We start from the raw sequence: 18,688 nt of genomic DNA, 5'->3' as shown, positions 1-18,688 counted from the left end.
TCAGTGTAAAACGCCGCTATCCTTCGATTTCTGTCGCGTCTTCGATCTTCATGCCTTCGAGCTTCTCGACGATCTCGTCCATCTTGCCGTCGAGTTCGTCGACGAATTCGACCGTCCGCTCGGTCTTGATCGCGCCCTGACTCGAGGGCTCGATGAGGTTCTCCTCCTCCAAGACGCGCAGCGAGTAGCGCACTTTGTGGTGTGGATACCCGGTTTCGTTCGACATCTTGACGATCCCGATCGGTTCGTTCTCGATAACCATCTTCAGGACCTGCAGATGTCGTTCCAGCATATCGACTTCCTTCTCCAGTCGGTCTATCATGGCATTTGTTAACTTGTCTTTCCGCCTTTTAAAAGTTACTCTCCGAAACCGGACAGAACGTGTTCAATCGCCGATGGGTCTTGCGAGTAGTTAACAGTTCGTGTTTCGGTATTCGTCTCCGATACGTTGACGACGATTCGAGTGTGTTTACCAGATAGTAGCCGCTCACGCCGTGAGCGGCTAATCAAGGAGAATCGATAGCGATCCTCACGGTAATATTTCCCCGATTCTCACCAGTGAGGGGAGAAATATACTCACGTTGCTGCACAATATTCACGTTCCTGTTCATCCTCGCCGATCTCACCCGGCAATACCGTAATCTGTTTATCGGCCCGGCAAGAATCCGCCGCTGTTATGACCGTCACAATCGTCGGGTCGCAACTCGGCGACGAAGGCAAGGGCGGCGTCGTCGATATCTACGGCGACGCCGTCGACGTGGTCGCTCGCTATCAGGGCGGCGACAACGCTGGACACACCGTCGTTCACGACGGAACGAAGTACAAACTCTCGCTCGTCCCCTCCGGCGCAGTTCGGGGGAAAGTCGGCGTTCTGGGCAACGGCTGCGTGGTCAACCCCGAAACGCTGTTCGAGGAGATCGACACGCTCCGAGAGCGCGGGCTCGATCCTGACGTTCGCGTGAGCGAGCGAGCACACGTTATCCTCCCGTATCACCGCGCACTCGACGGGATCGAAGAGGACGAAAAAGACGACCTCGCCGCCGGGACGACAAAGCGTGGGATCGGCCCGACCTACGAAGACAAGGCAGGCCGACGCGGGGTCCGCGTCGGCGACCTCCTCGAGCCGGATGTGCTCCGGGAACGTCTCGAGTACGTCGTTCCCCAGAAGAAAGCCCTCGCGGAGGAGGTCTTCGGCAAGGAGACCGGCGAGGCGTTCGATATCGAGCACCTCTTCGAGACCTACCGCGAGTACGGCGAACGACTCGCCGAAGAGGGAATGACTGTCGACTGCGGAACCTATCTCCAGAACCGAATCGACGCGGGCGATAACGTGATGCTCGAGGGCGCACAGGGGACATCGCTCGACATCGACCACGGGGTCTACCCCTACGTCACCTCCTCGAATCCGACCGCCGGCGGCGCAACCGTCGGCACCGGACTCGGCCCGACCGTCGTCGGCGGCGGCGAGGTCATCGGTATCGTCAAGGCCTACCTCTCGCGAGTCGGTACCGGTCCGCTTCCGACCGAACTCGGCGGCGTCGAGGATCAGACGCCCGACTACGACGACGAGGTGGGCGGCGGGACGGACGAGGAGGAACTCGCGACCTACATCCGCGACGAGGGTGGGGAGTACGGTACCGTCACCGGCCGCCCGCGCCGCGTCGGCTGGCTCGACATGCCGATGCTGCGCCACGCCACGCGAGCGAACGGGTTTACCGGTCTCGCAATCAACCACATCGACGTGCTTGCCGGACTCGAGGAAGTCAAGGTCGGCCACAGTTACCGCCTCGACGGCGAGGAAACGCTCACGATGCCCCCGACGACCGAAGCGTGGGGACGCTGTGAGGCGACGCTGAAGACGTTCGACGGCTGGTCGGACGTCGATTGGGAGGCGGTCGCGGCCGAGGGCTACGATTCGATTCCAGAAGCCGCTCGCACCTACCTCGAGTACATCGCCGACGAACTCGAGACGCCCATCTACGCGGTCGGCGTCGGACCGGGTAGAGAAGAGACCGTCATCGTCGAAGATCCGTACGAGTAAGCCGGCTGCGCGCTTTTTTGCCAGTCAGGCCTCGAGAATCTCGATCAGGTTCCCCTCCGGATCGCGCAGGAACATGATCGTCGTGCCACTTGCCGTCGTTCGGGGCCCACTCAGCGTCTCGACATCGTCGGGAACCGTCTCCGCGAACGCCTCGAGGTCCGCGACCGTGAAGCTGACGTGGGTCGCTCCCGGCTGATTGATCGATTCCGCTCGGCTTTCCGGTGCGTTCGGTTCGTACTCGACGAGTTCGAGTCTGACATCTCCGCTGTCGGACTCGAGGTGGACGAACGAGCCGGAGGCCTCTGGTACGTCGACGGCCTCCTCGAAGGCGGCTCCGGAGACGCTGAAGGCGTCGACGACGGACAGGCCCAAGACGTTTTGATAGAACGAACGGACCGTCTCGAGATCTCGGACGGTGAGCCCGACGTGGTGTGTGCGCAGTACTGACATCGAGGCGTATCTGCGTCGACGTGAAAGAAGTGTCCGTCGAAACTGTCGTCGGTTCGCCCCCTCGCGAGGTCGCCCCGCGAACTCTGGGGATCGATTGGTTTCCCGAAACCTTTTGCTCTCGGCCGACAGCCTTCAACCATGAAGGAGTCGCTGCTTGAGATCCTCTGCTGTCCGCTCGATAAACACGAACTGGAGCTCGAGGACGCCGAATACGACGGCGACGAAGTCGTGTCCGGAGACCTCGCCTGCTCGGACTGCGGCGAAACCTATCCGATCGAGGACGGGATTCCGAACCTTCTGCCGCCGGACATGCGCGAAGAGACGCCAGCATAAGGTGAGTTAGATCGTGTCCGGGACCGAACTTACCTTCGAAATAAACCGCGATACGGGGGAGTCACTTGAGGCGAATTCGACGACTATCGAAGCCGAGGGCTCTTTCGCGGTTCGTCTCCGAGGCCACAACGTCCCCGCACACGCCCACTGTCGGCTCGAGGGCGACCTCTCTCGTCTGGGCTCTCTCGAGCAACCCAATTACTACGTCGAACCGAACGAGGAGATAGTGGTCCCGATCTCGGTTCCCGATATCGACGAGCCGGTTTCGGGCACGCTCGAGGTTTCGATCGGGTACGGCGCGGAAGCCGTCCAGATCGACGTCGAAGTCGTTCCCGGCCCGCCCGAAGTCGACGTCGACGAATCGCTGAGCGAACCACATCGTCCTGAACCCGAACCGTCTCTGACCGAGGCCTTCACCGATGCGACCGGAGTCGACCCGGCCACGCTCGGTGTCGTCGCACTCGCCGGGGTCGCACTCGCCGTCGCGGCGCTGACCGCCGGTTCGATCGGCGGCCCGATCGCACTCGTCGGGTTTCTCATCGTCGCGATCGGAATCGTGGTTGCCGCAGGACTCTTACTTTATTAGTCGTCTCCCTCGGACGAGGTGGCGTTCAGCGAACCGTCCTCGAACCGTTTCGCACGAAGGTATCTGGCCCGGTAGCGGTTCGCTCCTTCGTTGACGTCCGCCTCGCGGATTCCGTCGACGCGGCCGTCCGCGACCGCATCGATCAGGTCCTCGAGCTGGTTTAGTTCACTGGTCGTCAGTTCGAGTTCGTAGGTTTTCTCCGATTCCGATTCGAGGATCGCCCACTTGCGTGCCGCCGCGATCACGAGCGAGCAGGGTTCTCGACAGGGGAATATTCCGTCTCCGCCGTCGACGTCGATGTCGTCGTCCGCCGAATACTCCCACTCGCGTCGGCGAAGACACTGCGAATCGACACAACAGGCTTCGGTCAGCCACTCGAGGGCCTCCCGTGGCAACTCGTCGACGACGTCGTAGATCCCGCTTTGCCGGTCTGCGGTGTCGATCCAGTGATCAACGTCGAGGTCTCCCTCGCGCTCTCGGTGCCAGTTTGCGACCGTCGCCGGATAGAAGAAATCGACCGCGTCGACGAGTTCCGATCCCGAGAGCCCGGTAAACGCCCAGCCCGATGCCAGCGTCGGTGCGGTCTTGAGCGGTCGATACCGCCCCTCATCATCCGTCGTTGCGATCTCTCGAGCCTGGCGGGGTTCGTCGTAGACCTCGAGTTCCGAGAGGGGGGTTTCGGCGTCGTCGACGTGCCAGAGGTCGTAAACGCGCACGCCGTTCGGATCGTCCACGTCGAGGAATCGCGCGGTGATCCGGAGTTGGCCCCATGTTCGATCGATGCCGTCGCGAAGGGCCTCGTACCGTTCGGGGATCGAGAGCGGTTCGGTTTGTTGGCTCTCGGTAGCGCCACTTTCCTCCACGGACGCTCGTTCGCACCAGCGGAGAAAGGCTCGGCTGGCTTTCCCCTCACCGCCGATGGTTTCCTGCCAGTATCGCCAGTTCGTGACGTACTCGTCGACGGCCTCGAGAGCAGTCCGTAACCCGCCCGTAGCGAGTCCCGTTCGAGTTTCGAGCGGGGTCTCGAGGACGTAGCCATCGTCGTCCCGGTCGAGGCGGAGTCCGTCGAACTCGAGACCGGTGTCACACGTCGCACGAAGCCGATCGAACTCCTCGTCTTGGAGCTCCACAGTCAGTCACCCGCGACGTCGGCGTCCGTTGGCCGGGTTCTTTCTGCGTCGTGGTCGATCGACCTGCCGATGTCGGCCCCGGCGTCCGCCGCCCGCTCGAGGACGACGTCCGCCATGAGGTCCTCGGTGCCGACCGCGCCCGTGTACCAGATGCGATGGCCGTCGACGGCGCCGGGAACGTCCCAGCCGTTTCGATAGTCGTCCGTGAGCCCCATATCTTCGGGAATGTCCTCCTGCGTGTGGAAGCCGTCGGCGATGAAAAGCGGGACGACGACGATGTCATCACACTCGAAGTGATCGGTGACGTCGTCGACCTCCGGCTCCTCGTCCATGAACAGCGCTTTGGTCTCGTCGAACCGGTCCATCTCGCGGATCCGCTCGGTGTGATACCGGACGGCTTTCGCCGAGTTTTCGTTCCGGTCGGTGCCGTGGCCGACGACCGCCAGTCCGAATCCCTCGCCGACATCGGAATCGCCCGTCACGCTCTCGGCTCGACCCACGATCACGTCCGTCATCGCGTCGTGCGTGCCGACCGGCCCGCAGTAGTGGATCGTCTTCTCGGTGTCTGTCGCCGTCAACGTCGCCTGAGAGGCGTCGATGCCGTCGGAATCCCACAGCTCCGGATCCCACCCCTCGAGTCGAAGCTCTCGAGGGATGACCTGCTCGGTGAAGTAGCCCTCGCTGATGAAAAGCGGGACGACGAAGATCTCGTCGGCCTCGATGGTTCGGACGACCTCTCGAAAGTGTGGCTCTTCCTTCCAGAAGGTTTCGCGAACGACGTCGAACGCGCCCGTCTCGCGGATCGCGTCCGCGTGGGCGTACGTCGGGTTCGACGCGTTCGGGTTGAGGTGTGACCCGTGTGCCGCGATGACCAGCGCTTGCATGGTCGCGGGTTAGGAGTCGAACGGTTTAGCCACTTCGCTGTCGGCGACGGTCGCCGCGGGCCGCGACGCGCGTTCCCGCTCGAGTCCCCGCTGCTGAGAACGCTACGCCTATACGAATTCGGTTCGAACTAAACCCCGTGCAACTGGTCGGGTACGAACGGTCGGGAAACGGGTCCTCGCTGGTTTGTAGCGACGGCAGCGACGTGACCCGCAGGTCGCTCGAGCCCGGAACTGAGTTGTCCTACACGCTCGGTTCGCGCCACTGTGCCGGCGTCGTCGACGACGAGGGCCACGTCCCGTGCGACCGACCGAAGGCCCCCTACTGCGAGTTCCATACGAGCACCTGGGTCTGTGCGCGCTGTACCGGCACCTGCCTCAAAGACGAGATGGATTGCTACGAGGACCACGCCGTCTACATCGCCGCGTTCGGACCGGACACGTTCAAGGTCGGCGTCACGAAACGCCGGCGACTCGAGACCCGGCTCAGAGAGCAGGGCGCCGACCGAGCGGCCCACATACACACCGTCTCGAACGGCCGGATCGCCCGCGAACTCGAGGCCGAAATCGCCGAGTGGCTGGTCGACCGCGTCCGCACGCCGACGAAAGTCGAGTCGCTCGCGGCGTCCGTCGACGAGGCGGCGTGGGAGGACGTCCTCGAGGAATTCGACGTTCTCGAGCGATTCGAGTTCGACTACGGACTCGGCCTCGAGACACAGCCGGTTCGCGAGACCATCGCTTCGGGCACCGTCGTCGGCGTGAAGGGGCGCCTGCTGGTGCTCGAGAACGGGGGGACGACCTACGCGGTCGACATGCGCGACCTCGTCGGCTACGACCTCCTCCAGGGCGAGTCGACGAGTCGGAATTTACAGTCGTCGTTAGGTTCGTTCGGGTAGATCGGTTCCAATAATCGAATGCAAAGCAGCGGTGCGCTCCGATCTTTGTCGGGTCGCTTGGCCGTCCAGCACGACTTTCTTGCACTTGTCATCCGACAATACTTATATTTCTCAGTGTGATGGTTAAGGGACATGACAAACGATCCATCAGAATCGGTGTGCTCGTTCGAGTGGTTCGACGACGCGATTCCGCGCTACGAATCGTTTGTTACGGTCGACGAACACCGCGAGCGCGACCGGACGCTCGATGCCAACTACGGCCACGTCGAGTGCGAATCACACGGCGAGAGCGCAGGTGGCGAGACGCTATGGACGGTGACCGTCGGCGACGGCAACCGGTGTGCGCTCCTGTTCGGCGCGCCCCACCCGAACGAACCGATCGGCTCGATGACGATCGATTTTCTGCTACACGAACTCGCGACGAACGACGAGTTGCGCTCGTCGCTCGACTACGAGTTCGTCTGCATGCCGGTCGCCGATCCGGACGGCGTCAGGCTGAACGAGGGCTGGTTCGACGGCCCATTTACGCTTTCGAACTACGCGCAGAACTTCTGTCGAACGCCCCCAGACGAGCAGGTAGAGGCCACGTTCCCAGTCGAACGCGAGGAATACTCCTTCGACGAGCCGACACCCGAGACACGGGTACTAATGGACCTGATCGAGACTCGCCGTCCGGAGTTTATTTACAGCTTTCATAACGCCGCGTTCGGCGGCTGTTACTACTACCTCAGCGAACGCCTCGAGGCGCTCTACGACCCACTCTCGTCGCTCCCACGAGAGTACGACGTTCCGCTTCACCGAGGCGAACCCGAGTGGTTCACCGCAACGGAATTTGACGAAGCCATCTACCGACTCCTGACCTTCGAGGACCAGTTCGATGACGTACGAAACCACGACGATATCGATCCCGAAGAAGTACTCCTCGGCGGCAACTCCTACGATTACGCCAGTCGATTCGATGAAGACGTTATCGAACTCGTGGTCGAACTTCCGCACTTTCACGACCCGCAGATTCAAGACCAGACAGAACTGGGTCGCACCCGAGCGGACGTTATCCGTGCAGGTGCACAAAACAGACAGACGCTCCTCAACGAGATGCGAGACGGGGTCGAGTCCGTCGCCAAGTACCTGCCAGACACGCCGATGGCTCGAGAAGCGGAGGAGGCTATCTACCACTTCGAGGACGAACTCGAGTCGAAACTCGAGTGGGCGGAATCTGCCCCAGAGACCAACGAACCGGCAACCGTCGCGACACATATCGACGAGCGCTATCTCAGACAGTATCACCTGCTCACGTATCTCGGGATGTTGTTGCGGTCGATAGACCGGGCCGCGATGAGCGCCGACGAAACGGCTCGCAAGACGCTCGTAGAGACGAAATCGTCACTCGAGGCCGTCTTCCACGAACGGCTCAATGAGATACGAGACAGCCTCGATTACGAGACGATTCCGATCTGGAAACTCGTCGCGATTCAGGCTCGCGCAGGGCTGATTTGTCTGGATTACTTGCAGAACCACCGCACCGAGTGACGACGGACTGAGCATCGAGGACTGGGTCGCACGTCGAGCGCGCGAGATCATGATCTCAATTTCGTCTATACACGTAATACAGTAAGCTCAGTCTGTTCTTACACGGGCCAATCGCCGAGGGATACCTCCACCGCTGGGAGACTATCGCGTCGTTCGAGACATGGCAATCCTTTTCCGCGGCCGTACAGAATCCGAGGGTATGTCCGACGAAAACGAACCCGACGAAACCGCAGACGACAGCGAGGAGAAGTCGTTCCGCGAGCGCGTCGAGGAGATTCGCGAAAAGCGCGCCGAAGAGGGCGAAGGCGAGGGAGAGCCGCCGGAAAGTCCGTTCGGTGGCGGCGGTGGCGGTCCGGGCGGTCCCGGCGGAATGGGCGGCGGCGGCAACCCGTTCGCCCAGATGATGGGCGGCATGATGGGCGGCGGTCCCGGCGGTCCGGGCGGCGCACCCGGCGGTCCCGGTGGGCGCGGTGACGAGGTCGGTAACGAGGAACTCGTCCAGGAAGTCCGCCAGATGCGTGACGAAATGCGCGATCAGACGCGAGCGCTCAAGCGGATCGCCGACGCGCTCGAGGACGAGTAAGATCCGCACTCGGTACGGATATCGGACGGATCGGGCCGTACGACAGCGGTTTTTTGATACGTTCGTCTCGTGAAGGTGGCTCTCCTGCTGGCTACCGAAAGCCGCCGCTATCGTCCGTGAAATTCGAGCGTTCACAGCACTCACGACCAGCAGCGGCCGTACCTGTCCAGTTGAGAACGATTCGCTCGGTCGTTATCGGACGGCCCTTCTGATCGTCGACCACGCCTCAGCGAGCCATCCGTGGAGCTCCTCGAGCGTCGGCAAGTGCTCCGAACACCGTTTCCAGAGTTCCCAGCGGTTGACCACGAGCACCGCCGTGCTGACACAGAAGATCGCGAGGATGGTCCCCGCCACGACGTCGATCGCCCAGTGTATACCGAGATACATCGTCGACACGGGAACGCAGATTGCGAGAAAGAGGGCGACCGGTACCCATTTTGGGTACTCGTCTCGAGTCCGCACGGCGAACAGGCCGACGGTTACCGCCATGGAGGTGTGCAGCGACGGGAAGACGTTTCGGTAATCGTTGACCTCCCGCGTGAGGTGTTGATATCGGGGTTGGAAGTCATAGAGGACGGTGTCGAACATTTCCGGCATCACGTTTCGCGGCCCGAACGCGATGACGAGGAAGTAAATAACGATGCCGATGCTATAATTGAGCGCGTAGGCCGTGAGCAACTGCCGGAACGGGCGGTTATCAGAGAGTGCAAAGTACGCGAGCACCGGAAACACCAGGAGGAAAACGTAGGCGTAGATGTAAATAAACGAGAAAAATCGGATCAACGGCGTGTAGTCGTACGACTGGAACCAGATGATGAGTTCCCCCTCGATTTCGTAGAACGTCGAGGTCATGTCCCATCCGTAGTCTCTTGACAGCGACGTCAACGTCTGGCGACCATACCGGTTGAGCAACAGGACGACGACCACCAGACCGATGACAGGCAGGGACGTTCGAATTCGAGAGCGCAACTCCGTCCACGTCTGTTGAATGCGACCGAACCCGATGAACAGGGGAATCGCGATCGCGAGCATAACGGTCACGACGATTGCGACTTCGGTCAGGACCTCCTGTAACATTAGTACTCTACGAGATTCCCGTCTTCGTCGTACTGGAATCCAGCCGACTCGAACGCTCGACGCGCCTCATCGAGGTCGACTCTGCCCGGTTGAGTCGGGTCTAACTGACAGAAGGGCGCGAAAGGCTGGATCTCGTCCGGCCCGTTACCGTCGAGTTCGATTCCTCGCTGTGACATCCACTCGCTCGCTTCTCGCTCGAGTTCCTCGTCGCTCAGTGGGTGATCGGTCACGGGCGTCCAGATGGGATCGGCGTGTCCCGAGAATATCGTGTCGACGATCCACTCTCGGTCAATCACCCGTGCAACCGCGTGTCGGAAGGCCGGTTCCGAACACGGGTATACCCCGTCGTTAAACCCGATGTGATAGAACGACCACGATTGGTGATCGCTGAGGATGTCGTCGCTATCATCTGCGGTGAGTTCCTCGATGACGTGGGGTTCGATTCGCGAGGTCGTCATGTCCACCACACCGCCTTCGACCTGCTGGACCGCTGACGCACTACTCGTATCGTTCAAGAACTCGAGTGTTTCGGGGGCCACTTCAGGCAAATCGATATCGCCGTTGTCGGCCGTGAAGTGATCGTCGAACCGCTCGAATGTGAACGAATCACGTTCAATGCTACTGGCGTACTCGTAGGGACCGCTACCGACGATGAGATCCTCGTCGTCCGCTCCGAGCAGGCTCCATCGACCCTGCTGGGACGGAATATCGCTTTCGTCCAGTTCCTCGAGAGCACCCTGCTGATTCGTCCCTTCGTCACGGTTCTCTCGGCCGCGTCCCCAGACGTGTCTGGGGAGAATCGGGACAAGCAGTGCTTGCTCGGCAACCGCCTGATTCGTCTCGAACGCGATAGTGAGTTCATAGTCGTCTATTACCGTAACGGACTCGACAGTCGAGGCGTGCCGACGGTAGTTCGTTGCCGGGAGGGTAACATCCTCGCCCCCCGATCCGGCCATTCCCATCGACGTGTCGGCGATGAACTCGTAGGTGAATTGAACGTCGTCGGCCGTGAGTTCAACCCCGTCGTGAAACTGCACGTCCTCTCGAAGTGTCACCGTCATTTCGTTCTCTCCGACGTCCACCGACGTTGCGAGCCAGGGGATGAGGTCGTTCTCGAGGTCGTTCCCTAGCCGCTCTAAGTCGCCATCGTCGTCGACCAGCGCGGCGTCGGTCGCCAGCGAATCATAGAGGAGATCGATGTACGTGCCGTGATTCCGGTGTTCCGTCGAAAACGGGTTGAGGTTCCGAGTCGGCTGCGAACTCATGATGATCGACGTGAGCGTTTCGGGCGTTTCCTCGTCACCGAAGTACGCCAGTCGTGAGTGTGGGTGATACCGACTCCAGAGATCGCGCATCTCTTCTCCGACAGCGCGGCTACCGTTGGGGGCACAGATCGGCACGAACGGCATTTTCTTTGCAATCTCGACGAGGAGTTTCTTGACTTCCTCGTCGCGCTCGGAGGGAGTCGCTTGTCGTTGGCTTACGAGCAGCGGATCGATATCGAAATCCGTGAGCCCGAACGGGTTTTGCCAGCCCTCCTCAGTTGCGAACGACGAGTGCAACATCTCATAGAGGAAATCCGGATCGGGGCCCGTCGGGTACGTACCGACGTACATATCGAAATCCTGTTCGACGAGGACTGTCTGTTGAAACTCGGTCGTCGAGCGCATATCCAACGAGACGTCGAAGTCCAACGCCTCGAGATTCGCCTCGAGTTTGCGAACGATCTGAATCGCCTGTCGATCGTTGTCGGAGGGGACGGTAGTGATTCGAAGGGAGGAATCGTCCTCGTTGGTGTTGGTGGTACTGTTGACCATGCTCTGGAACTGATTTACACATCCAGCCGTACTTGCAACGAGACCTGCCGTTCCGGCGGCGAGAACCGACCGACGACTAAACCGTTCGGGGGGACCAGCCGAACTTCCTGTCATTGCGTTCTATTACTCCGATATGCGTTCGATATATAACAATATTGTGCCCTCCGTTCGAGCATACAGATATCCGTAGTAGGACAAAACGAGGCAACGCTCTCGCATCGAAGTGGCTGTTCCAGTTGTCCGCCCTGGTTCGGTCCAGTACGCGAAGCCAAGAACGAATACTCGGGCGGTGAAGTCAAAACACGTTGTTGCCCAGCACGTGTCCCCGACGAGGAGGGGACCGGCGTGTTTGGGGCTGTGGAAGGGGGTCTGGAGGAGACCATTGAAGACACAGTTCACCGAAACGATGTGACCCGTCTAAAACTCGTCGAAATTCCTGAGAGAGTGATACGACGGAACGTGACAACTGGAAACATAGCGCATTCGCGGGCGATCGCTCGAGCAAACCGAGCGAGAGCGCAACATCAATAGGGTGGCCGACGAAAATGTGGGTGATGAGTGTCGCCGCCGAGCGCATCGAGCGGTTGCACGAGCTCGCTCGAGCGGCCGCCTCGGACTCAGATGACGAACGTGCTCGTGAGTACGTCAGGCTCGCCCGGAGAGTCGCCGAGCGAAATCGGTTACGACTCCCACGGACGTTTCGACGGTTCACGTGCGACCGCTGTGATCGGTACTTGCGCCCAGGAACGAACGCCCGCGTCCGATTGCAAGACGGGCACGTCGTGATAACGTGTGACTGTGGTTCCCACGCCCGTTATCCGTACGATAACGGTGCCGGCGATACGGAGGACGAAGGCAGTGCCGACGAGAACGAGTCCGAAACTGCAGACCGATCGCGTTCATGAAACCGGTTCGAGACGGACGATTCCGTTCACGAAGATTGAAACCGATCGGACGGTTAGCGGTGTTATGGACAAAAAGGAGCGGAAACGAAAAGCACACGACCTCGACGTCACCGTGTGGGTCGGAAAGAGCGGCGTCGACGCGGTCGTCGACGAACTCAACGATCAACTCGCAGATCGTGAGCTCGTAAAAGTCAAATTTCTCCGTGCCGCTCGAGCGGGAAGTACGACGGAAGAACAGGCAGCGGATCTAGCCGACCGGGTGAACGCAACGGTCTTCGATACGCGTGGTCACACGGCAGTAATGTACCGATGACCTGGGCGTCGACAGCCATGCAGACAGTGCCCGCAGCCAGCCCGATCGGCGCGAGATTGGAAGACGCGGGCATTTCGACGGAAATCGCAAACAGTGCGGCTGGCGTGATTCGGTTTGTCATCGCGTTTCTGGCCGTCTACTTCGTTGGCCGGGCCGTCGTCGTGCCGCTCGTCAACCGGGCGATGACTCGGCGGGACCTCGACGCCCACGCACGAAAACCACTGACGTTGATCACACAGTTCGGCATCATCTTCGTGGCTATTGCGATCGCATTCGGCTTTGGCGGGTACGGAAACTTCCTCGTCTCAATGGCCGGTATCGCCGCCGCCGGTACGCTCGCGATCGGTCTTGCGGCCCAGAACGTCATCTCGAACTTCGTCTCCGGAGTCTTCATTTACACGGACAAACCGTTCAAAATCGGCGACTGGATCGAGTGGGACGACTACGCCGGAACCGTCGAGGACATTAGCCTGCGAGTCACTCGCGTTCGAACCTTCGACAACGAGTTGCTGACGGTGCCGAACTCCGAGCTCACGAACGGCGTTTTGAAGAATCCGGTCGAGAGCGACAAACTCCGCTTGAAGTTCGTCTTCGGCATCGGCTACGACGACGATATCGAGCAGGCGAGCGAAATCATCGTCGACGAAGCGAGAAACCACCCCGACATTCTGGACGATCCGGCTCCGTCGGTTCGTCTCACCGAACTCGGGAGTTCCGACGTCGGTCTCCAGTCTCGGATCTGGATCGCAGATCCCGGACGGGCCGATTTCGTCCGTATTCGCGGTGAGTACGTGACCAGCGTCAAACAACGTTTCGACGAGGAGGGAGTCGACATTCCGTACCCGGTCCGCACGCTCGAGGGCGGCCTCGAACTTGGAAACGAGAAACAGATCGTCGAACCGGCCGAGTAATCCGACCGAATAGTAGGGGAGAAAACAGCGGTGTGAGAACGCCGCGCCTCGAGACTCGAGGAAAATCGAAGACGTAGTGGTTCGGGTTAGATTAGAATCCTTTTCCGAGCAGTTCGCGGGCGATGACGTTCTTCTGAATTTCGGAGGTTCCCTCGTAGATCTGGGTGATCTTCGCGTCCCGGTAGAACCGTTCGACCGGGAAGTCGTTGACGTAGCCGGCACCGCCGTGGATCTGGACGGCTTCGTCTGCGACCTCGACGGCGACGCGGGAGGCGTACTCCTTTGCCATCGACGCGAGTTTCGTGACGTCGCCGCCCTGATCGACGTTCCAGGCGGACTTGTAGGTCAGGTTCCGAGCGGCTTCGGTGTTCGTCGCCATCTCCGCCAGTTTGTGCTGGATCGCCTGGAATTCCGAGATCGATTTACCGAACTGTTCGCGGTCCTGAGCGTACTCGAGGGCCGCTCGAGTCGCACCTTTCGCGATCCCGACGCCCTGTGCGGCGACCGCGGTTCGGGTTTCGTCGAAGAACTGCATCTGTTGCATGAACGCGGCGTCTTTGGTCCCGACCAGGTTCTCCTCGGGGACGCGGACGTCGTCGAAGACGAGTTCGGCGGTATCCGACGCGCGGATCCCCAGTTTGCCGGTGATCTTGTCGGCCTGAAAGCCGTCTCGGTCGGACTCGACGATGATCTGGCTGAAGCCGTTGTACCGACCTTCGGCATCGGGGTTCGTCTTACAGAGCACGACGAAGAAGTCGCCGACGGTCCCGTTGGTGATCCACATCTTGTTGCCGTTGATGACCCACTCGTCGCCGTCCTTCTCGGCTCGCGTCGAAACGGAGGAAACGTCGGAACCGGTGTCGGGCTCGGAGATCGCAGCGCCCGAAATCTTCTCGCCCAGCGCGACGGGCTCTAAGAAGCGTTCTTTCTGGTCTTCGGTCCCGAAGTTCATGATGGCCTCACAGCCGAACGATGTTGAAACGATCGAGAGAGCGATACCGGGGTCGTAGGAGAACAGTTCCTCGGTGATGATCGCGGTGTCGAGAATCGAGTAGCCCGCCCCGCCGTACTCCATCGGGATGTACGAGCCCGTCAATCCCATTTCGGCGGCCTTGTCGACGACGTCGTGCGGGTATTTCTCTTCGACGTCGTACTCCTCGGCGACCGGAACGATCTCGTTCTCTGCGAACCGGGTGACCTCTTCGCGGATTTGCTGTTGTTCGTCTGATAACCCAAACTCCATATTATCCCCTTTCTACGTGAACGATAAAGAACTTTGTAACCGCCTGTAAACTCAAATGGTGTTTCTTTTCTCTGAGAGGGAAACGTTGAAACCGGTACGGATTGACAATCCACTATGGATATCGAAGATATCAACACCGTCGCAGTTCTTGGTGCGGGTAACATGGGCCACGGAATCGCGGAAGTTGCCGCGATGGCTGGCTACGATGTCACCATGCGCGACATCAACGAGGAGTTCGTCCAGAACGGTTACGAGCAGATCGAGTGGTCGCTGAACAAACTCGCGGAGAACGACCAACTCACGCAGGACGAAGCGGACGCGGCCCTCGAACGAGTAACACCGCTTGTCGATATGGGCGAAGCAGTCGGTGACGCCGATATCGTCATTGAAGCGGTTCCCGAGAAGATGGAGATCAAAAAGGACGTCTACGGGGATCTCGAGGCGGTCGCTCCGGACGAAGCGATCTTCGCGACGAACACCTCGAGTCTCTCGATCACCGAACTCTCGGAAGTCACCGACCGACCGGAGCGTTTCTGTGGAATGCACTTTTTCAATCCGCCGGTCCGCATGCCGCTGGTCGAGGTCATTACCGGCGAACACACCGACGAATCGGTGCTCGAGGTCACCGAAGCGCTGGCCGAGGACTTCGGGAAGTCGCCCGTGCGCGTACACAAAGACGCGCCGGGCTTCATCGTCAACCGGATTCTCGTCCCGCTGATGAACGAAGCGTCGTGGCTCGTCAGCAACGGCGAGGCGACCATCGCCGAAGTCGACTCGACGACGAAATTCGACATGGGGCTGCCGATGGGGAGTTTCGAACTCGGCGATCAGGTCGGAAACGACGTCAGTTACCACGTCCTCAAGTACATGCACGAGGTACTGGGCGACGCCTACGAGCCGGCACCGCTGCTCGAGGAGAAAGTCGAGAACGAGGAGTTAGGCAAGAAGACCGGCAAGGGATTCTACGACTACGAGGACGGCGACGGCGTCGATATCCCGACCGACGAACAGTCCGACTTGGTCAAGCGGCGACTGATCGCCTCGATGGCCAACGAAATCGCGAAGCTGATCGGGGACGACGTGGCACCGCCCGAATCGATCGACGAGGCGGTCATGCTCGGAGCCGGCTTCCCGGACGGCCCCGTCACTGTCGTCGACGGGTTCGGCCTCGAGGCGGCCCTCGAGACGCTCGAGGCGGCCGCCGAGGAAACGGGTCACGCTCGCTACGAGCCAGCGCCGTACCTGCGAGAACGAGCCGAGGTTGGCACCTTCTACGACCCGGCCGACGGCGACGACGGCGTCGACTTCGAGGCGATCCGGGTCGAATACCCCGGCGAGATGGTCGGCCACATCGTCCTCGACCGGCCCCACCGGATGAACACCGTCAGCGAACAACTGCTCGAGGAGGTTGTCGACGCGGTCGAACTGCTCGAGGACGACGATGATATCCGTGCGATTCTCGTCACCGGCGAGGGCGAAAAGGCGTTCTCCGCGGGGGCGGACATCCAGAGCATGGCCGCCGGCGGCGCGGACCCGCTCCACGGGACCGAACTCTCGAAGAAAGGCCAGTCCACGTTCGGAGCCCTCGAGTCGAGCGACCTTCCCGTCGTCGCCGGCATCGATGGCTACTGTCTCGGCGGCGGCATGGAACTTGCGACCTGTGCGGATCTGCGCGTCGCCAGCGAGCGCTCGGAGTTCGGGCAACCCGAACTCGACCTCGGACTCATCCCCGGCTGGGGCGGGACCCAGCGATTGCCGAACATCGTCGGCGAGGGACGGGCCAAGGAGATCATCCTCACCGCGGATCGATACGACGCTGAAACGATGGAATCGTACGGCTTCGTCAACGAAGTGTGCGAGAGCGACGACCTCGAGGACCGCGCGTTCGAACTCGCGGCGAGTCTCGCCGGCGGTCCGCCGATCGCAGCCAAGTACACCAAACGCGCGATGCTCGCCGGGCGAAACGACACCAACGCCGGCCTCGAGTACGAAGCCGCCGCGTTCGGACAACTCATGGGCACGGACGACCTGATGGAAGGAATTACGGCGTTCATGGGCGACGGCGACGCCGAGTTCGAAGGACAGTAGTCGGCGTTCACCGTCAGTGTCGAACCGGCGCATCCGTTTTTCCCGCGTGGCAGTTCTCCGCAGTTCGACAGCGAAAATGAAGAATATCTTATATGTGGTCACGAGCTTTATGACAGGGAAGCACCATTGGTGATCCGTGGGTGTGCTCGATGATGGGACAGGGGAATACGGAAGAACCGAACGTTGACGTGCTCGTCGTAGATGACGATCCTCGACTCGCAGATTTGTTCGCAGCCTGGCTGGAACCGGGCTGGGCGGTAACGACCGCCTACGGCGGCGAGCAGGCTCTCGAGGTCGTCAGCGACGCTATCGATGTGATCCTCCTCGATCGTCGCATGCCGGGTCTCTCCGGCGACGAAGTACTTTCATTACTCAGAGCCAGTGGCTACGACTGTGCGGTGATTATCGTCTCCGCGATCGATCCCTCGAGCGAACCCGTCGAGGCGCACTTCGACGACTATCTCGTCAAGCCAATCTCGAAAGCACAACTCATCGAAAAGATCGACCGCGTGACGAGTCAGATCATAGATCGAGCGGACAAACGGGAAACGGAGCCCGTCGACCCGACGGTCAACTAGCAGGCAGCACACCTCGAGCGGTTTGACGGGTGTGAGAACCGTCCATCAGGAATCCGGCTGATTCTCGACGCTGATCCACTCGAGTGCGACCGTTCCGTCTTCGGTAACGCGGTACCCTCGTTCGTCAGCGACGGTCGTTTCTTCGAGCAAGCCGGCCGCCGTGAGCACGGTGAGCGTTCCGTGCAGGTCGCTCTCACAGAGATCGGTGACGTCGAGGAGCGTCCGAACGTCGGTCGGGCCGCGTTCGACCAGTTCGAAGAGCAAACCGAGCGTCTTCTCGTCGTGGACGTTCGTCACGAGCGTCCGAACGGGTTCGGAGACGGCGCCCGCGGCCGTCTCGAGCGGTGATCGGTCGACGGTCTCGAGTCGGTCGTTTCGAACGTAACACTCGTTACCGGTCGTCGGATCGCGGACGAGGCTCGCGTCGTCCGATCGTTTCAAGAGAACGTAGTCCGTTCCGTCGTCGGCACGTACGGTTTTCATGGTGTAGTGATTAGGAGTCGGAAGTCGGCGTCGAATCATCGATTTCCAGCGACTGGAGGGTTCTGTATCGACGGAACGCGAGTCCGGAGAGGACGACGCCACCGACGGCGAGCGCGCCACCAGTCGATAGCATCCCTCGAAAGAGAATCATCATCGATCCGAGCGAAAGCGCGAGGAGCGCGGCGTTGAGAGCGATTACGATCAACCAGAAGTGCTGGAGAATTGGTTCCGGGACGTCGGTTTCCTCGACCGTGATTTCCGGAATCGAAATCTCCGGCGGCGCGGTCGTCGATACCTCCGGCTCTTCTGGTATGACGTCCGGAATCGTGATCGAGTCGCTCTCGGGGTCTTCGAACTCCGCTTCCGGATCGTATTCTGCGTCCGGACCGTAGTCCGTGTTTAGATCGTATTCGTCCGGCTCTGGCTCGGATCGCTTTACCACACGAGTTGGGACGGACAGGAGGGGCAAAAGGATTCGCGTTCGTCCGTCCCACTCGTAGTCACGTATCTGTTGGTGGGGAATGAATGCTCTTTTCGTCCGGTCAAACGAACTCTTTGAGCGGGAGCGTCTGGGACGTTTCGACCCAGGCGAGGGGGTTCTCGGCGTCATAGAAGACGACGCCGTCGTCGATTTCGTACGATTCGATCGTTTCGGTGCCCGCCAGTTCACTACGCGGTTCGTCGGCCGTCGTATCGTCGGTCGCTCGAGTGGACACTTCGATCACCGTAGCCTGTGCTATGTGTTACCAAGTTATATGTCTTATTGCCTCAGCAATATCACGTTCGACGACACACGCGCGAGGAGAAGAAGACAATTCGAACCGGTCGACGGACGGTATGCGG

21 protein-coding genes are annotated in these 18,688 nt (G+C 60.5%); 11 read left to right on the top strand and 10 right to left on the bottom strand.

The annotated features are described in order from the left end of the window. Window positions 1-16: 16 nt before the first annotated feature. Window positions 17-322, bottom strand: coding sequence for a hypothetical protein (locus HALLA_RS04820; protein ID WP_049952317.1), 306 nt, complete (start codon window positions 320-322; stop codon window positions 17-19). A 354-nt stretch (window positions 323-676) separates the two neighbouring features. On the opposite strand from HALLA_RS04820, the gene HALLA_RS04815 reads away from it, so the two are divergent. Beyond that, entirely contained in the window at window positions 677-2,041 is a 1,365-nt protein-coding gene (locus HALLA_RS04815; RefSeq protein WP_049952316.1) for an adenylosuccinate synthase, read from the top strand. Between the two features lie 24 nt (window positions 2,042-2,065). Here HALLA_RS04815 and HALLA_RS04810 read toward each other — a convergent pair whose 3' ends face one another. Further along, on the bottom strand, window positions 2,066-2,491 hold the full coding sequence (locus HALLA_RS04810; RefSeq protein WP_049952315.1) for a VOC family protein: 426 nt from the start codon (window positions 2,489-2,491) through the stop codon (window positions 2,066-2,068). A gap of 138 nt (window positions 2,492-2,629) precedes the next feature. On the opposite strand from HALLA_RS04810, the gene HALLA_RS04805 reads away from it, so the two are divergent. Both HALLA_RS04805 and HALLA_RS04800 read left to right on the top strand, forming a co-directional pair. Then, window positions 2,630-2,824 carry a methytransferase partner Trm112 gene (locus HALLA_RS04805; RefSeq protein WP_049952314.1) on the top strand — a complete coding sequence of 65 codons (195 nt, stop codon included), beginning with the start codon at window positions 2,630-2,632 and terminating at the stop codon, window positions 2,822-2,824. Window positions 2,825-2,837: 13 nt separating this feature from the next. Continuing rightward, window positions 2,838-3,410, top strand: a complete 573-nt coding sequence (locus HALLA_RS04800) for a DUF7524 family protein (RefSeq protein ID WP_049952313.1) — start codon at window positions 2,838-2,840, stop codon at window positions 3,408-3,410. Here the strand turns inward: HALLA_RS04800 and HALLA_RS04795 are convergent. Next, on the bottom strand, window positions 3,407-4,540 hold the full coding sequence (locus HALLA_RS04795; protein WP_049952312.1) for a DR2241 family protein: 1,134 nt from the start codon (window positions 4,538-4,540) through the stop codon (window positions 3,407-3,409). The two genes, HALLA_RS04800 and HALLA_RS04795, sit on opposite strands and share 4 nt — an antisense overlap. A gap of 2 nt (window positions 4,541-4,542) precedes the next feature. Then, complete coding sequence (locus tag HALLA_RS04790; protein ID WP_049952311.1) at window positions 4,543-5,424, bottom strand: CbiX/SirB N-terminal domain-containing protein; 882 nt, start codon at window positions 5,422-5,424, stop codon at window positions 4,543-4,545. A 137-nt stretch (window positions 5,425-5,561) separates the two neighbouring features. Between HALLA_RS04790 and HALLA_RS04785 the strand changes: the two genes are divergently transcribed. The 3 genes from HALLA_RS04785 (at window position 5,562) to HALLA_RS04775 (ending at window position 8,430) form a co-directional block, all read left to right on the top strand. Then, window positions 5,562-6,317: a DUF2797 domain-containing protein gene (locus tag HALLA_RS04785; protein ID WP_049952310.1), complete on the top strand. Its 756-nt coding sequence runs from the start codon at window positions 5,562-5,564 to the stop codon at window positions 6,315-6,317. A 132-nt stretch (window positions 6,318-6,449) separates the two neighbouring features. Further along, the gene (locus HALLA_RS04780; protein WP_049952309.1) at window positions 6,450-7,847 is read left to right on the top strand and encodes a M14 family zinc carboxypeptidase; all 1,398 of its coding nucleotides are present in this window, start codon (window positions 6,450-6,452) and stop codon (window positions 7,845-7,847) included. 160 nt (window positions 7,848-8,007) lie between these two features. Beyond that, the gene (locus tag HALLA_RS04775) at window positions 8,008-8,430 is read left to right on the top strand and encodes a hypothetical protein (protein WP_174887888.1); all 423 of its coding nucleotides are present in this window, start codon (window positions 8,008-8,010) and stop codon (window positions 8,428-8,430) included. 192 nt (window positions 8,431-8,622) lie between these two features. On the opposite strand, the gene HALLA_RS04770 is transcribed toward HALLA_RS04775, so the two are convergent. Next, on the bottom strand, window positions 8,623-9,507 hold the full coding sequence (locus HALLA_RS04770; protein WP_049952307.1) for a phosphatase PAP2 family protein: 885 nt from the start codon (window positions 9,505-9,507) through the stop codon (window positions 8,623-8,625). Further along, window positions 9,507-11,324 (bottom strand): ABC transporter substrate-binding protein, encoded by a 1,818-nt coding sequence (locus HALLA_RS04765; RefSeq protein WP_049952306.1) that lies wholly within the window; start codon window positions 11,322-11,324, stop codon window positions 9,507-9,509. The genes HALLA_RS04770 and HALLA_RS04765 overlap by 1 nt, the downstream gene beginning before the upstream one ends. 554 nt (window positions 11,325-11,878) lie before the next feature. Here HALLA_RS04765 and HALLA_RS04760 point away from each other — a divergent pair. From HALLA_RS04760 to HALLA_RS04750, 3 genes are all read left to right on the top strand, one after another. After that, window positions 11,879-12,229, top strand: coding sequence for a ribonuclease P protein component 4 (locus HALLA_RS04760; protein ID WP_049954000.1), 351 nt, complete (start codon window positions 11,879-11,881; stop codon window positions 12,227-12,229). Window positions 12,230-12,293: 64 nt separating this feature from the next. Beyond that, on the top strand, window positions 12,294-12,542 hold the full coding sequence (locus HALLA_RS04755) for a YhbY family RNA-binding protein (protein ID WP_049952305.1): 249 nt from the start codon (window positions 12,294-12,296) through the stop codon (window positions 12,540-12,542). 17 nt (window positions 12,543-12,559) lie between these two features. Continuing rightward, entirely contained in the window at window positions 12,560-13,453 is an 894-nt protein-coding gene (locus HALLA_RS04750) for a mechanosensitive ion channel family protein (protein ID WP_242406188.1), read from the top strand. A gap of 91 nt (window positions 13,454-13,544) precedes the next feature. On the opposite strand, the gene HALLA_RS04745 is transcribed toward HALLA_RS04750, so the two are convergent. Then, window positions 13,545-14,696, bottom strand: coding sequence for an acyl-CoA dehydrogenase family protein (locus tag HALLA_RS04745; RefSeq protein WP_049952303.1), 1,152 nt, complete (start codon window positions 14,694-14,696; stop codon window positions 13,545-13,547). Window positions 14,697-14,810: 114 nt separating this feature from the next. On the opposite strand from HALLA_RS04745, the gene HALLA_RS04740 reads away from it, so the two are divergent. Further along, complete coding sequence (locus HALLA_RS04740) at window positions 14,811-16,784, top strand: 3-hydroxyacyl-CoA dehydrogenase/enoyl-CoA hydratase family protein (RefSeq protein ID WP_049952302.1); 1,974 nt, start codon at window positions 14,811-14,813, stop codon at window positions 16,782-16,784. 152 nt (window positions 16,785-16,936) lie between these two features. After that, window positions 16,937-17,362, top strand: a complete 426-nt coding sequence (locus HALLA_RS04735) for a response regulator transcription factor (RefSeq protein ID WP_049952301.1) — start codon at window positions 16,937-16,939, stop codon at window positions 17,360-17,362. A 45-nt stretch (window positions 17,363-17,407) separates the two neighbouring features. Here the strand turns inward: HALLA_RS04735 and HALLA_RS04730 are convergent, their stop codons facing one another. The 3 genes from HALLA_RS04730 to HALLA_RS04720 all read right to left on the bottom strand — a co-directional run bounded on the left by HALLA_RS04730 (window position 17,408) and on the right by HALLA_RS04720 (window position 18,570). Further along, window positions 17,408-17,845: a DUF7346 family protein gene (locus HALLA_RS04730; RefSeq protein ID WP_049952300.1), complete on the bottom strand. Its 438-nt coding sequence runs from the start codon at window positions 17,843-17,845 to the stop codon at window positions 17,408-17,410. 10 nt (window positions 17,846-17,855) lie between these two features. Next, window positions 17,856-18,287 carry a DUF7322 domain-containing protein gene (locus HALLA_RS04725; protein WP_049952298.1) on the bottom strand — a complete coding sequence of 144 codons (432 nt, stop codon included), beginning with the start codon at window positions 18,285-18,287 and terminating at the stop codon, window positions 17,856-17,858. Between the two features lie 100 nt (window positions 18,288-18,387). After that, window positions 18,388-18,570, bottom strand: coding sequence for a DUF7331 family protein (locus tag HALLA_RS04720; protein WP_049952297.1), 183 nt, complete (start codon window positions 18,568-18,570; stop codon window positions 18,388-18,390). Window positions 18,571-18,688 lie beyond the last annotated feature (118 nt).

Source organism: Halostagnicola larsenii XH-48, assembly GCF_000517625.1.
Classification (GTDB): domain Archaea; phylum Halobacteriota; class Halobacteria; order Halobacteriales; family Natrialbaceae; genus Halostagnicola; species Halostagnicola larsenii.
The sequence above is the reverse complement of the archived record's forward strand: the minus strand, read 5'-3'. Positions and strand labels throughout refer to the sequence as shown.